This is a genomic window from Streptosporangium sp. NPDC049078, assembly GCF_040648855.1.
Lineage (GTDB): Bacteria > Actinomycetota > Actinomycetes > Streptosporangiales > Streptosporangiaceae > Streptosporangium.
On sequence record NZ_JBEZEL010000027.1, the window covers coordinates 14922 to 29097 of the forward strand.

General features: G+C 71.0%; 12 protein-coding genes and 4 tRNA genes. 9 read left to right on the plus strand and 7 right to left on the minus strand.

Features of this window, described 5'->3' with window-relative positions; genetic code table 11:
- The first annotated feature begins 120 nt into the window (after positions 1–120).
- Together AB0B90_RS35590 and AB0B90_RS35595 are read left to right on the plus strand one after the other, a co-directional pair.
- Positions 121–1347, plus strand: coding sequence for a histidine kinase (locus AB0B90_RS35590; RefSeq protein ID WP_350949120.1), 1227 nt, complete (start codon positions 121–123; stop codon positions 1345–1347).
- A gap of 37 nt (positions 1348–1384) precedes the next feature.
- Complete coding sequence (locus tag AB0B90_RS35595; protein WP_350949121.1) at positions 1385–2056, plus strand: response regulator transcription factor; 672 nt, start codon at positions 1385–1387, stop codon at positions 2054–2056.
- A 221-nt stretch (positions 2057–2277) separates the two neighbouring features.
- On the opposite strand, the gene AB0B90_RS35600 is transcribed toward AB0B90_RS35595, so the two are convergent.
- From AB0B90_RS35600 to AB0B90_RS35610, 3 genes are all read right to left on the minus strand, one after another.
- Positions 2278–2352: transfer RNA gene (locus tag AB0B90_RS35600), tRNA-Val, on the minus strand.
- A 14-nt stretch (positions 2353–2366) separates the two neighbouring features.
- Positions 2367–2437 (minus strand) — tRNA-Cys (locus tag AB0B90_RS35605).
- A gap of 27 nt (positions 2438–2464) precedes the next feature.
- Positions 2465–2536, minus strand: a tRNA-Gly gene (locus AB0B90_RS35610).
- A gap of 152 nt (positions 2537–2688) precedes the next feature.
- Here AB0B90_RS35610 and hutH point away from each other — a divergent pair.
- Positions 2689–4236: a histidine ammonia-lyase gene (gene hutH, locus AB0B90_RS35615; RefSeq protein WP_350949122.1), complete on the plus strand. Its 1548-nt coding sequence runs from the start codon at positions 2689–2691 to the stop codon at positions 4234–4236.
- 93 nt (positions 4237–4329) lie between these two features.
- Here hutH and AB0B90_RS35620 read toward each other — a convergent pair whose 3' ends face one another.
- Complete coding sequence (locus AB0B90_RS35620; RefSeq protein ID WP_362926475.1) at positions 4330–5649, minus strand: NAD(P)-binding domain-containing protein; 1320 nt, start codon at positions 5647–5649, stop codon at positions 4330–4332.
- A gap of 58 nt (positions 5650–5707) precedes the next feature.
- On the opposite strand from AB0B90_RS35620, the gene AB0B90_RS35625 reads away from it, so the two are divergent.
- From AB0B90_RS35625 to AB0B90_RS35635, 3 genes are read left to right on the plus strand one after another with little or no spacing between them, the layout of a single operon-like run.
- Positions 5708–6619: a LysR family transcriptional regulator gene (locus AB0B90_RS35625; RefSeq protein ID WP_350949124.1), complete on the plus strand. Its 912-nt coding sequence runs from the start codon at positions 5708–5710 to the stop codon at positions 6617–6619.
- Between the two features lie 4 nt (positions 6620–6623).
- Positions 6624–7643 (plus strand): chorismate-binding protein, encoded by a 1020-nt coding sequence (locus AB0B90_RS35630; RefSeq protein ID WP_350949125.1) that lies wholly within the window; start codon positions 6624–6626, stop codon positions 7641–7643.
- The gene (locus AB0B90_RS35635) at positions 7640–8470 is read left to right on the plus strand and encodes an aminotransferase class IV (protein WP_350949126.1); all 831 of its coding nucleotides are present in this window, start codon (positions 7640–7642) and stop codon (positions 8468–8470) included. The genes AB0B90_RS35630 and AB0B90_RS35635 overlap by 4 nt, the downstream gene beginning before the upstream one ends.
- Before the next feature lie 192 nt (positions 8471–8662).
- On the opposite strand, the gene AB0B90_RS35640 is transcribed toward AB0B90_RS35635, so the two are convergent.
- Positions 8663–10075: a hypothetical protein gene (locus tag AB0B90_RS35640; RefSeq protein ID WP_362926476.1), complete on the minus strand. Its 1413-nt coding sequence runs from the start codon at positions 10073–10075 to the stop codon at positions 8663–8665.
- Between the two features lie 85 nt (positions 10076–10160).
- Here AB0B90_RS35640 and AB0B90_RS35645 point away from each other — a divergent pair, with 85 nt between their 5' ends.
- The gene (locus AB0B90_RS35645) at positions 10161–10766 is read left to right on the plus strand and encodes a DUF305 domain-containing protein (protein ID WP_350949128.1); all 606 of its coding nucleotides are present in this window, start codon (positions 10161–10163) and stop codon (positions 10764–10766) included.
- Between the two features lie 72 nt (positions 10767–10838).
- Here the strand turns inward: AB0B90_RS35645 and AB0B90_RS35650 are convergent, their stop codons facing one another.
- A complete protein-coding gene (locus AB0B90_RS35650) occupies positions 10839–11255 on the minus strand; it encodes an SsgA family sporulation/cell division regulator (protein ID WP_350949129.1) in 417 nt (138 codons plus the stop codon).
- Positions 11256–11726: 471 nt separating this feature from the next.
- On the opposite strand from AB0B90_RS35650, the gene AB0B90_RS35655 reads away from it, so the two are divergent.
- Positions 11727–11798 (plus strand) — tRNA-Val (locus AB0B90_RS35655).
- Between the two features lie 277 nt (positions 11799–12075).
- Complete coding sequence (locus AB0B90_RS35660) at positions 12076–12840, plus strand: rRNA methyltransferase (protein ID WP_350949130.1); 765 nt, start codon at positions 12076–12078, stop codon at positions 12838–12840.
- Here AB0B90_RS35660 and AB0B90_RS35665 read toward each other — a convergent pair.
- Positions 12809–13651, minus strand: coding sequence for a TrmH family RNA methyltransferase (locus tag AB0B90_RS35665; RefSeq protein WP_362926477.1), 843 nt, complete (start codon positions 13649–13651; stop codon positions 12809–12811). The two genes, AB0B90_RS35660 and AB0B90_RS35665, sit on opposite strands and share 32 nt — an antisense overlap.
- Positions 13652–14176: the final 525 nt, after the last annotated feature.

Consider the following 14176-nt stretch of genomic DNA (forward strand, 5'->3'; position numbering starts at 1 on the left):
GGATGCTCTCGCGCCCGCCACCGGGGGCGTAGCGATCCCGGGCCTACTCCAGCGGGAGTAGCTCCGGTCCCCTCTCCGCGGAGGAGGCGGAGGAGGCGGCGCCCGGTCTACTGTTCGGGCATGGGTCGCATACGCGAATGGCGCGGGCACGTGCGCGGACCGCGGGGGCACGCGTACGGATGGCGCGATCGCGTACGCACCTGGGGCGGCGGGGTGCGCGGTGAGGGCGATCAGGTGCCCGACGCGGCACTCGCCGGGGGGATCGCCCTGCTGCTGGTGGTCGCGACGCTGGTCGGGTCGGAGCAGGGTGGTCCGCATGGGCCGGTCGAGTACGCGCTGCTGCTCGCCGGCACCCTGCCGCTCGCTGTCCGCCGCCGCCTTCCCGTCGTGGTCGCGCTGGTCACCGCGGTGTGCATGACGGCCTACTCGGTAAGGACCGGTGTCGGGCCTCCGACGGCCTTCCCGGTGCTGGTGGCCGTCCACACCGCGGTACTGACCGGTCACCGTGCCGCCGCGGTGGCCGCGAGCGTCGTCTTCCTGAGCGGTGATCTGGTGGCCGGCCTGTCGTCGGGGACCGGGGCCGGGGGACTCCCTCAGCAGTCCACCGGCCTGCTGGTCGGCTGGTTCGTCGCCGCCGGCGTCATGGGTGTGGTCTCCCGCCACCGCCGGGACGACCTGAGGCGGGCGGAGGAACGCGCCGCCGAGGCCGAGCGCACCCGAGAGGAGACGGCCCGCCGCCGCGCGGACGAGGAACGGCTGAGGATCGCCAGGGAGTTGCACGACTCGCTCACCCACAGCATCTCCGTGATCAAGGTACAGGCCGGGGTCGCGGTCCACCTCGCCCGCAAGCGAGGTGAGGAGGTGTCCGCGCCGCTGCTCGCCATCCAGGAGGCCGGCGGGGAGGCGATGAGAGAGCTGCGCGCCACCCTGGAGGTGCTGCGCGACGACGAGCCGCCCGTCAGCGGGCTCGACCGACTCACCGAGCTGGTCGAACGGTCGCGGGCGACGGGCCTGCCCGCGACCGTGGTTGTGGACGGGGAGCGGCGGCCGCTCTCGGTGGACGTCGACCGCACCGCGTACCGGATCGTCCAGGAGGCGCTCACCAACGCCGCCAGGCACGCGGGTCCCGCGGCGGCGTCGGTGCGCATCACCTACGGCCCGAAGGAGCTGACCGTGCAGATCGACGACGACGGGAGGGCGGATCCCGGTGCCGTACCGACGCCCGGGGTCGGGCTGAGCGGCATGCGCGAGAGGGTCACCGCGCTCGGCGGGAGGCTGCGCGCCGGCCCCCGCAGCGAGGGCGGTTTCAGCGTCCGCGCCGAACTTCCCGTGGACGGTTCCGCGTGACGTGCGCCCGCGCCGGGCTTTCGCCGGAGGGCGCCCGGTGATCCGCATGTTGCTCGTCGACGACCAGGCGCTCATCCGCGCCGGATTTCGCGCCCTGCTCGACGCCGAGGACGACATCGAGGTGGTGGCCGAGGCGGCCGACGGGCTGCGGGGGGTCGAACTGGCCGCCCGGCACGTTCCCGACGTCGTGCTCCTCGACATCCAGATGCCCGTCCTCGACGGTATCGAGGCGACCAGGCGGATCGCCGCCGACCCGGACCTGACCGGTGTGCACGTCGTCATCCTCACCAACTACGGGCTCGACGAGTACGTCTTCGACGCCCTGCGCGCGGGCGCGGCCGGATTCATGGTCAAGGACACCGAACCCGAGGACCTGCTGCACGGTGTCCGCGTGGCCGCGCGGGGCGACGCCCTGCTCTCGCCCGCCATCACCCGCAAGTTGATCGACCAGTACGTCTCCCGGCGCCCCGACGTGAGCGCGGACGGCGCGATGAAGGTCCTCACCAGGCGCGAGCGGGAGGTCGTGGCACTGGTCGGCCGGGGCCTCAGCAACGACGAGATCGCCGCGCACATGGTGATCAGCCCGTTCACCGCCAAGACCCATGTCAGCCGCGCCATGACCAAAACCGGTGCCCGCGACCGTGCCCAGCTCGTCGTCCTCGCCTACGAGTCGGGCCTGATCACACCCCGATCCGTGGGCGGCCCGTAACCGCTCGGACGAGCCGGGCCGGGTGCTCGCCGGGCGAAGCGGGCGGCGGGTGGCCCGTCCGGGCCGATGGCGGCGAGGGCAGGAACAGGAAACCCGGCCGGGCCGATGGAGGTCGGCCCGGAACAGGCCCGGAACAGAAAGCTCGACCTGGAACGAAAAGAAGGCCGTCGACGACCCCGAGCGGGGGCGTCGACGGCCGTTTCGCCGTGTTCCGTGGCGGATGGTGGACGATACAGGGATTGAACCTGTGACCTCTTCCGTGTCAGGGAAGCGCTCTCCCGCTGAGCTAATCGTCCTCGCTGAAAACCAGAGGTGGAGACGGGATTTGAACCCGTGTAGACGGCTTTGCAGGCCGTTGCCTCGCCTCTCGGCCACTCCACCGAGTGGGGGGCGGATGCCCCTTTTCCGAGCGGAAGACGGGATTCGAACCCGCGACCCTCACCTTGGCAAGGTGATGCTCTACCACTGAGCCACTTCCGCGTGCTTCCGGGACCGGCCCGGACTCACTGTGAGAACTCTAGCGAATACCCGGCGACTCCCCAAACCGAATACGGCCGCTATCGTGAGATGTAAGGAGCCAGCTATGGTTTCACCAGTTACCACGACTCACCCTACGCGAGAGAGTTGGCAGTATGCGCGACAACGATGTCGTGACCATCGGGCCGGAGCCGCTGAGCTTCGAGGAGGTCGTCAGGGTCGCCAGGCACGGTGCCCCGGTACGCCTCGGCGACGACGCCCTGGCCGCCATGGCGGCGGCCCGCACCCGGGTGGACGAGCTGGCCGAGAGCCCCACCCCCGCCTACGGCGTCTCCACCGGGTTCGGCGCGCTGGCCACCCGGCACATCGACCCCTCGCTCCGCGCCCAGCTGCAGCGATCCCTCGTACGCTCGCACGCCGCCGGCTCGGGTCCCGAGGTCGAGATCGAGGTCACCCGGGCGATGATGCTGCTGCGCCTGCACACCCTGGCCACCGGCCGCACCGGCGTGCGCCCGAAGACGGCCAGGGTGCTGGAGGGCCTGCTCAACGCGCGGATCACCCCCGTCGTGCACGAGTACGGAAGCCTCGGCTGCTCCGGCGACCTCGCGCCGCTCTCCCACGTGGCCCTCACGATCATGGGCGAAGGTGTCGTCCGCGACGCCGCGGGGGAGCGGGCCGACGCCGCGGAGGCGCTCAAGCAGGCGGGGATCGAGCCGGTGGAGCTCGCGGCGAAGGAGGGGCTCGCGCTCGTCAACGGCACCGACGGCATGCTCGGCATGCTCATCCTGGCGATGGACGACCTCACCCGCCTGTTCAGGACCGCCGACGTGAGCGCGGCCATGAGCGTGGAGGCGCTCCTGGGCACCGACCGTGTCTTCGCCGCCGACCTGCAGGCCCTGCGCCCGCATCCCGGGCAGGCGGCCAGTGCCGCCAACCTCAGGGCGCTGCTCGACGGCTCGCAGATCATGGATTCCCACCGGGACGGCACCTGCACCCGCGTCCAGGACGCGTACTCCCTCAGGTGCGCCCCGCAGGTCGCGGGGGCCGCCCGCGACACCCTGGCGCACGCCGCCCTGGTCGCCGGGCGGGAGCTGGCCTCCGCGATCGACAATCCGGTGGTCCTCGCCGACGGCCGGGTGGAGTCCAACGGCAACTTCCACGGGGCCCCCGTCGGCTACGTGCTCGACTTCCTGGCCATCGCGGTCGCGGACATGGCGAGCATCTCCGAACGCCGCACCGACCGCATGCTGGACGTGGCCCGCAACCACGGCCTGCCCGCCTTCCTCGCTGACGACCCCGGCGTCGACTCCGGCCACATGATCGCCCAGTACACCCAGGCGGCGGTGGTCTCCGAGCTCAAGCGCCTGGCCGCGCCCGCGAGCGTCGACTCCATCCCGAGCTCCGCGATGCAGGAGGACCACGTCTCCATGGGCTGGTCGGCCGCGCGCAAGCTGCGCCGCTCGGTGGACGGCCTCACCCGGGTGCTCGCGGTGGAGGTCTTCACCGCCGCGCGGGCCCTGGACCTGCGCGCCCCGCTGCGGCCGGCGGCGGCGACCGCGGCCGTCGTGGACGTCGTGCGCCAGTCCGTTCCCGGGCCGGGCCCCGACCGCTTCCTCGCTCCGGAGATCGAGACGGTGGTCCAGCTCGTCGCGGCCAACGCGATCGTCGCCGCGGCGGAGACGGTCACCGGCCCTCTGTCGTAGGGCCTGTCGTAGAGCCGGTACGGAGCCGGGCCGGGAGCGGTCACGGGCCGGTGGCTCCCGGCCCGCCGACGCGGCCGGTGGGCGCGGCCGCCGTCACCGGCTCGCGGGGATGGCGGCGATCACCTCCACCTCGATGAGCAGCCCCGGCCGGAACAGCCGTGAGACCTCCACGGTGGTGCTGGCCGGGGGTTCGCCGGTGATGTGGCGCTCGCGCACGGCCGCGTACTCCCGCAACAGCGACATATCGGTCAGATGGCTCCGGATGTGGGTCACGTCGTCGAACGTGCAGCCCCGATCGGCGAGGACGCGTGACAGCAGGTCCATCACGTATTCGGACTGACGCGTCATGTCCCCCTCGCCGACGACCTTCCCCTCCTCGTCCAGCGCCACCTGCCCCGAGACGAACAGCAGGCCGGCGGCCTCGGTGGCGTGGGAGTAGAGCCCGTTGGTGGGAGGCACCGTGGCCGGGTTCAGTTTCCGCACACCGACACGGCCCGGCTCTCCCTCCCTGACGTTTTCGGTGGCCCCGATGGATCTCGCCTCCACGCCTAGCTCCACCTTCACCGCCTGATCCGCGTCGCCCGTCCGGCCCGCCCCTGTGGGACCGGACGCGGCGACGTGCGGGAAGATCGCAGTGAGATCCGCCTCGGCGAGCCCGGCCGCGGCGGCGTCCGCCAGTCTCCTCCCGGCCGCGGCGGCGAGTGTCTGGGTCCCGTGCGCGGCCAGCCCCACGTCCTTGGCCGCCAGGCCGAGGGCGTAGCGCGTCTCATGCGGGCCGCCCTCGACGGCCGGGCGGACCCGTTCGACGAGGGCACTCAGCGGCGTGCGGCCGAGCACCTCCAGCAGATCCGCGGTGTCCACCCCGATCGCCCTCGCGTACGCGAGGGTCTCGGCGAGCAGCACCTGGGCGGGCACCAGCGCGCTCATGACGGCGATCTTCATCGCCGCGCCCGCGCCGGGGCCGCCGACCTCACGCACCCAGCCGAACACTCCCAGCACCTCCCGGCAGCGGGCCAGGTCCTCGGGCAGCCCCCCGGCCAGCACCGTCAAAGTGCCGTGCTCGGCCGGTCGTACGCTGCCCAGGACCGGCGCGTCGACCAGTCCCACCCCCGCGGGAAGCAGGTCGCGCAGTCCGGTCAGCGCTTCGGGCCCGATCGTCGACATCTCCGCGACCACCGTCCCGGCCCGCAGTCCGGGTGCCGCGTCCGTGAGGACCCGCCGCACCGCCGTGGGGTCGCTGAGCATCGTGACGACCAGCTCCGCCCCGGCCACGGCCTCGGCGGGTGACGCCGCCGAGGCGGCGCCCTCGACCGTGCGGGGAGTGCGGTTCCATGTCGTCACCTCGTACCCGGCCTTCACCAGTCGCCGGGCCATCGGGGCGCCCATGCGCCCCAGTCCGAGAAAGGAGATCATGCGCTCCACGCTACGAACCGGCGAGGCATTCCACAAATGACTAGATTGCATGTAAGCCATGCAAGGGAGGAATGTGTTCGACGTCGAGGCGTTGCGCCTGCTGGACACCGTGGCCCGCACCGGATCGTTCACCGCGGCGGCCGTCAGGCTCAACTACACCCAGTCCGCCGTGTCCCGCCGCATCGCCGCGCTCGAAAACCGGGCGGGCGGCCCGCTGTTCGAGCGGCTTTCGCGCGGGGTGCGGCTCACGCCCGCCGGTGAGGCTCTGCACCACCACGCCCAGGTGGTTCTGAACCGGCTGACCAGGGCGGAGGAGGAGCTGGCCGGGATCTACGGCGGCTACCGGGGGCGGCTGCGGGTGGGGGCGTTCGCCACCGCGAACGTCGCGCTCGTGCCGGGCGCCCTGCGCGCGTTCCGGGAGGACTTCCCCCGGGTCGAGCTCGTCCCGATCGAAGGGCCGAGCGGGAGCCTGCTGCGGCGCATGCGCGAGGGCGACCTGGACGTCGCGGTGATCAGCGACCACCTGTCCGAGCCGCCCCGTGAAGGGGGCGAGGAGGAGATGGAGCTGGTCGAGCTGGTCGGCGACGAGCTGCTCGTCGCGCTGCCCCGCGACCACCGGCTGGCGGCGGAGGAGATCGTCGACCTGCGTGAGCTGCGGGAGGAGGCCTGGATCGAGGCGCCCTCGCCCGGCCGGGCCACCGCGCTCGTCGCGGCCTGCGCCCGCGCCGGGTTCGCGCCTCGCGCCACGGTCAGGATCGGTGAGTGGACGGGCAAGTTCGGGTTCGTCGCGGCAGGGCTCGGCGTCACGCTCGTGCCCTCCATCGCGGCCTCCGCCGTGCCGCCCGATCTGGTGCTCCGCTCCCTGGGCGACCTCGCCCCGCGCAGGACCGTCTACGCGGCCCTGCCGCCCAACCCCCTGCCCGCCGCCCGCACCCTGGTACGGCTGCTGGCCGGAGCGGCGGGACAATAGGGAAGTGCATGATTCTTTTGCGCATATCACCGGATATCTGGCGACCGGTCTCCGGGACCTCACCACCGATCTAGCCGCGCTGGACGGCGAGGGATGGTGGGCCGTCGTGGTCGACTACGAGGGCAAGGTGACGTGCGCCCGGTTCGGCGACGTCCGCAGGGCACCGCTGCCCGCGCCGCGCGGCCCCTGGCGGGGCCCGCACCCGTCGTCGTGGCGCACCTCCCTGGACCGGGCCGCCTACGAGGACGGCGTGCGGCGCATCCGCGCCCACATCGAGCGGGGCGAGGTCTACCAGGCCAACCTCTGCCGGGTGCTGACCGCGCCGCTCCCGGCGGGGGAGGAGCCCGACCCGCTCGCCCTGGCCGTACGGCTGGCGGAGGGCAACCCCGCCCCCTACGCCGCCACGGTGAGCCTGCCGGGACTGGCCGTCGTGTCGGCCTCCCCGGAGCTCTTCCTGTCCAGGAACGGCGACGTGGTCGAGTCCGGGCCGATCAAGGGAACCGGGGTCACCGCGGGGGATCTGCTGGAGAAGGATTACGCGGAGAACGTGATGATCGTCGATCTCGTCCGCAACGACCTGGGCAAGGTCGCCGTGGTCGGTTCGGTGAGCGTGCCCGCCCTGTGCGAGGTGGAGGAGCACCCGGGTCTCGTACACCTGGTCTCCACGGTCCGGGCGCGGCTCGCGCCGGAGTACGGGTGGCCGGACCTGTTCTCCGCGACCTTCCCGCCGGGCTCGGTGACCGGAGCCCCGAAATCCTCGGCTCTGAGGATCATCGATGAGCTCGAACCCGAGCCGCGCGGGCCCTACTGTGGAACCGTGGGCTGGGTCGACGCCGACCGGCGGCGGGCCTGCCTGGCCGTGGGAATCCGCACGTTCTGGTTGTCGTCCGACGAGATCCGTTTCGGTACGGGCGCGGGCATAACCTGGGGGAGCGACCCGCGACGCGAATGGGACGAGACCGAGTTGAAGGCCTCCCGGCTCATCGCGCTGGCATCAACATCAGGTTCAGAAGGAGTCGGATGAACGTACCTATATGGCTTAACGGGGCACTTGTCGCTCCGGATCAGGCCACCGTCTCGGTGTTCGATCACGGCTTGATGGTCGGTGACGGGGTGTTCGAGACCATCAAGTGCGTGAACGGCACCACGTTCGCGCTCACTCGCCACCTCGACCGGCTCACGCTCTCGGCGCGGCGGATGGATCTGCCCGACCCCGACGTGGAGGCGATCGCCGACGGGGTCCGCGCCTGCCTGGCCGAGGCCCCGCCCTGGAAGCTCGGCCGCGTCCGCGTCACCTACACCAGCGGCCCGGGACCGCTCGGCTCCGACCGGGGCGACCAGGGCTGCACGACCGTGGTGATCGTCGACGAGCAGAAGCCGTTCCCGGCCACCGCCGACGTCACCGTCGTGCCCTGGCCGCGCAACGAGCGCGGCGCGCTCGCCGGGGTGAAGAGCACCTCCTACGGCGACAACGCCAAGGCGCTGTTCTACGCCAAGGCCAGGGGCGGAGGCGAGGCGATCTTCGAGAACCTCGCGGGCGACCTCTGCGAGGGCACCGGCAGCAACGTCTTCGTCGTACGCGACGGGAGGCTGCTCACCCCCACGCTCGCCTCGGGCTGCCTGGCGGGGGTCACCCGCGCGCTCGCCCTGGAGTGGTGCGGGGGCATCGAGGAGGACGTCCCGCTCTCGGCCCTGTACGAGGCCGAGGAGGCGTTCCTCACCTCCACCACCCGCGACATCCAGCCGATCCGCGCGGTCGACCAGACCGTGCTGCCCGCCGCGCCCGGCCCGATCACCGCCAAGGCCATGCGGGTCTTCGCCGAGCGCTCCGCCGCCGACCTCGACCCCTGAGCGACCCCTGGGTCCCGGGTCCCGGCTCCGGTGAGCGTACGCTCACCGGAGCCGGTCGTCCGGTTGCCCGCCGATCCCGTGTCCCGCACGCGCCCCCCGATCGACGCGAGGGCTCACCCGCCGCGTCGATCGGACCGCGTCGATCGGACATCGCCGCTGAGGCGCGACGATGTGGCGCGGGGGGAAACGGGGCTAGTAGGACACCTGGGTCTGCGCGTTCAGCTCCTTGATCCTGACCTTGGAGGCCGGATCGGTGAGCGGGTCGTCGATGCGGAGCACGTCCAGGCCCCTGGTGATGTCACTCGAGTAGATGTGGCCGTTGTAGTAGTACGCCGACCAGGATCCGCCGAGCCCCGGGATCGGGCCCCGCTCGAAGAAGCCGATCTCCCGGGGCTTGTCCGCGTCGGTGAAGTCCCAGACGGACACCCCGCCCTGGTACCACGCCTGGACCATGATGTCCTTGCCCGGCACCGGTAGCAGCGACCCGTTGTGCGCGACGCAGTTCTCGTCGGCGGCCTGCTCCCTCGGGATCTTGAAGTAGCCGCGGAGCGTGAGCTTGCTGTCCTTGCCGAGGTCGTACACCGCGTTGGCGCCCTTGGTCTTCGGGGTGTTGGAGTCACAGGTCGCGCTGACGCCGCCGCCCAGCTCGTCCCCGAATACGATCTTGGTGGCGTCGTTGTTGAACGTCGCCGAGTGCCAGATGGAGAAGTTCTGCTTGTCGCTCACGCGCTGGAGCACCTTGGGATTGACCCGGTCGGCGATGTCCAGCAGGAACCCGTCACCGAAGCAGGCGGCGGCGGCGAGGTCCTTCTCGGGGTAGGCCGTGAGGTCGTGGCAGCCGCCGATCCCGTCCTCGGGGAGCTGACCGGAGAGCACCGGCTTCGAGACCACCTTGGCGGTCTCCGGAGCCTTGACGGGCACCTCCACCACGGAGAGCTTGTTGTGCGGCGCGGGGCAGGTCGTCGACTCCGGCTCCGGGCCGGGGGAGGAGATGTAGAGGTAGACCTTGTCCGAGCTCTTGCCGGGCACGAGGGTGTGCGTGTGGGAACCGCAGTCGGTACGGACCGCCGAGACGAACCTCGGGTGGCTCTTGTCCGAGATGTCGAAGATCCGGATGCCCTCGAACCCGTCGGACTCCGGCTCTCCGCGCTGGGCGTCGCACTCGGTGCCGGCCCGGACGGAGTCGATCGAGAGGAACAGCAGGTCCCCGCTCACCGAGATGTCGTTCTGCTCACCGGGGCAGAGCACCCGGCTGACCACCGAGGGGCTCGACGGCTCGGAGATGTCGAAGACGGTGAAGCCCTCGAAGTTGCCGACGAACGCGTAGTTCCCCTGGAAGGCCAGGTCGGTCCCCCATGCCTGGGGCCCGTCGAGCGGGGCGCCGGGAGGCACGTTGGCCACATGCGTGATGTTGTCGCTGTGGATGCCGTCACCGGAGACGCCGGGAGCGGAGGTCGTCTGCCCCGTGGAACTCGGGCTCTCCTCCGGCGTGGCCGGAGGGGCCGAGGTGGCGGCGGACGGCGGCGAGGCCGCGGGGGTCGGGTCCGCCCCGCACCCGGCCACGAGAAGTAACCCGGCCAGGCCGAATGCCACGATCGGTCGCACGGTGCCCCCAATATGTCGGTCCACTTGCCCCATTATTGAAGCTATGCGGAGGATGCGTGTGCCGAGTCAGGTTATCGCCATGATCATGGTGGCATCGGTTCTCGGTGGATGCGCGGAGACCGGATCGGAGCGGCCTGCCCCGCTCGTCGCCGAATCCGGCGCGCCCGTGATCATTCCTGGTGGCCCCGGGGAGAGCGGTCGCACGGCGAGACCGGGCGAGAGGCTGGGGGAGTCCGAGGCGCGCGTCACCGCGGCCGACGTGAGGTTCGCCGAGGGCATGATCCCGCACCACCGGCAGGCGCTGGAGATGGCGGAGCTGGTGCCCTCCAGGTCGTCGTCCCCCTCCCTGCGAAGGCTCGCCGAGCGGATCACCGCCGCGCAGCGGCCCGAGATCGCGGCCATGACCTCATGGCTGAAGACGGTGGGAAGGACTCCGGGCGAACACGGCGGCCACGACGCGCACACTCTCCCGCTGGAGGAGATGAACCGGCTCAGGGCGGCCAGAGGGCCGGTCTTCGACACGCTCTTCCTCACCCTCATGATCACTCATCACGAGGCGGCGGTCACGATGGCCGGGCTCCAGCTGCGCGAGGGCGCCGACCGGGCCATGCTGGCCACCGCCAAGGACGTCGTGGCCGGCCAGGGCATCGAGATCGCCCGGATGCGGGACCTGCTCAGATCCGGAACCTGACGTGCTCCCCGGCCTGGGGGCGGAGCGCCGCGGACGATTCCGACAGCCGGGCAGCCCCCTGCGGGGCGCGGGTCAGGAACTCCAGAGCATGTTGCTGAGCTCGGCGTCGAGGTCCATGAAGTCGGTCTCGCGACCGGCGGGGACCAGCTCGTAGGTCCGGTGCAGGAACTCCGTGAGCGGGGCCAGCGGCACCTCGAACAGAGCCTGGCCGAACGGCGAGGTGAGGCTTATGTGCAACGTGCGCTCGCCGTCGGCGCGTGCCGGCCACACCTGGACGTCCCCGTCGCCGACCCGCCGCACGATGCCGACCGTCAGCAGCTCGCGAGCGAAGATCCACTCGACGGGCTCGTCGTTGCCCACGTGGAAGGCCATCCTGATCGCGTACGGATCACCGGCCGTATAGCTGAGTCCGGCGAGCAGGGGGACGGTGGTACGGTCGGGGACCACAAGCCGAAGGCCTAGCTCGGCAGAGACGGTGGAGCTGTTCATCGTCAGCCAAACCTTTTTCGTCGTCGGTCCCCTCTGCGGGGCTTTCACTGCTCTCACTGCTACGAACGGCTTCGTCCCTCGCGAGCTACCACGCGGAACAAAGAAACCTGTAGGAAAGATTCCGCCTCCACGCCCTTCTGTAACACACATCACAGCGCGACATTTGGGCATCTACCTGGCTAAACATCACCAACAGGGCCGTATTTGCAAGGGTTTTGCGTCTCGTTTTGGTCACCGTCGACTCCCCGGCGGGGCGTCTCGGGTGATTCGGGTCGAGCGCGGGTCGTTCGGTGCTTCTACGGATCAGGACGATGCTATGACACCGTAGCCCCCCGCCGGATGCATCCTCAGACCTTTGCCTCCCGACCGTGTCGTCTTTCAAGATCATTCTAGTGGCGAACACCGCTTCGCGAGTGCTCCCGGATTGCTGTATGGTTTTCCACGTCGGCACCGTGAGGGGCCGCACAGGGCGGGCGATTAGCTCAGCGGGAGAGCGCTTCGTTCACACCGAAGAGGTCACTGGTTCGATCCCAGTATCGCCCACACTAGCAAGAAGCAGGTCAGAGCCCCTCGGCTGACACCAGCCGAGGGGCTTTCCTCTGTCCAGGAAGGGCCCGCGCGGCGGGCCGTGATCGAGATGGCCTGGGCGGGGCCTCCGGCCTTCCGGACCCTCATGCGATCAGGTGGGCGCCCCGAGCTCCTCCGTTCGTGCCCCAAGTGGCGGGAACGGCCGAAAACGGGCGTGCGGGCTGTTCTCCCCTCCGCTGGATCAAGGCGCGGCAGGGATAACCTGAGGGCCTCGACGACAAGGACGGGCGGATTGGCATACCTGTACGAGACGACACGGGTGGATCACAGCGACCTCGCCGGCGGCTCCGTTCTCCACTCCGCCCCCGGCATGCCCGCCTTCCCGGTACGGCTCGCCGCCGAGATCTTCCAGCGAGCCCTGGCTCTGCGTGGTGGCGCGGATCCGGCCGTGGTGTGGGACCCCTGCTGCGGGAGCGGCTACCTGCTCACCGTGCTGGCCCTCCTCCAGCGCCCGCGCGTCAAGGCGCTGCTCGCCTCCGACCTCTCCGAGGACGCACTCGGTACGGCACGGGCCAACCTGGGCCTGCTGACCGAGACCGGGCTGCGAAGCAGGGCGGCGGAACTGGCGGACCGGGCGGAACGCTTCGGCAAACCCGGCTACGCGCAGGCCGCCGAGGCGGCGGAGCGGCTCGCCCGCCGGCTGGCCGCGGGCGGCGGCCCGGTGCCTCACCGGCTCCGGCGGGCCGACGTCTTCGATCCCGCCCAGCTGGCCGCGGCGATCGACGGTCACGAGCCGGACATCGTGATCACCGATCCGCCCTACGACGAGCAGACCAACTGGCAGGGAGGCCGTCAGGACAAGAATCTGCCGGCGATGACGGCGGCGCTGGGAGAGGTCCTGCCGCCGCACACGGTGGTCGCCGTGGCCGTCCGTGGCCGTCGCGTGCCCGTGGGGGCGGGTGTCCGCCCCCGTCAGCTGATGCGGATCGGTACCAGAGCGGTCGCCTTCTTCGCCGCCGCCGACCTCACCGCCGCCGGCCGGTCCTCGCAGCGGTGATCCGCTGCCGGGACGCCTCGTAGAGGATCGCGGTGGCCGCGTTCGCGGCGTTCAGCGAGCTCGCCGCCCCGGCCATGGGGATGCTCACCATCGCGTCGCACGCCTCGCGCCATGTGCCGCTGAGCCCGCTGGTCTCGTTGCCGACCAGCAGGAGCGTCGGCTGGGTGAAGTCGAAGTCGAAGACGTCGCGGTCGCCGTGCTCGTCGGTGCCCACCACGATGATCGGCTTACCGCGGTCACGCTGCGCGGCCACCCAGCCGAGCACGTCGCTCGGCGCGGGCACCCGGACGGCGGGCAGGGAGAACAACGAGCCCGTGCTCGCCCTGACCGATTTCGGGTCGTACACGTCGGCCGCGTGACCCGTCACGATCAGCCCGTGCGCGCCCAGGGCGTCGGCCGAGCGGATGATGCTGCCGATGTTGCCGGGGCTCGTCGGGCGGTCGAACACGACGCCCAGGAAGTCGTCCCCGACCGCGATGCGGCCGAGGTCGTCGGCGGGCATTCCCACGACGGCGACGGCCTCGGGCGGTGCCTCGTTCTTCTCGCCCAGATCCGCCAGCATCTCGGGATCCATCGCGATCCGCTCGACCCGCACCGTGCGCAGCAGTTCCTCCAGCCACTTCGACGGGTCGCGCTGCCCGTTGTGGATGAGCGCGTGCACGGGCCAGCCGTGTTTCACCGCGAGCGAGATCGGACGGACCCCCTGGACCAGGAATTCGCGGGCCCGGGTCCGCTTGTTGCGGTTGGTGAGCAGGGACTCCCACTGCTGGAACCGAGCATTTCGCGTGGTGATTCGCCGAATCGCCGGCACGTGTGTCCTCATCGGTCGTAGCGGGTCGCCGTAGGCGGACTCGCTGGTCGGCAGCCGTCTGACGGGTGGGCACCTCTGTGTCCTGTGGCCTTGGGCCCCGCCGAAAGGCAGTGCTCCGCGGCAGGATCAGAGTTTACGGAGCGGCCCGCGAGACCGTACTGCGACAGCTCGCCCACCGGCTCGTCGGCATCCTCCACGGCCGCCTCGAAACCGGCAGCTCCGCGAGGAGGCGACCGCCCGGTCGCCTCGTCCTTGAATCGCCACGACTCGACACGGTCACGACCCGGGATGTCTTTCAGCCCGACTGACCACTCCAGTGGGCCACCCTATGCCTTCGCGGTGCTCTCACCGCCCCCAGCGTGGGCGGTCCTCTTCGGCGTCCGGGACAGGTGGCCGGCCGGGCAGCACAGAAGGGGCCGGGGCAAGGTGAACCGGCCTTCTCGACCCGTTGACGCGGCCGTAGCACGTATGTAACCTTTGGCCAGCGCAGTGCAAAAATATTGCAAAGTACCGTTAAATTCTCTC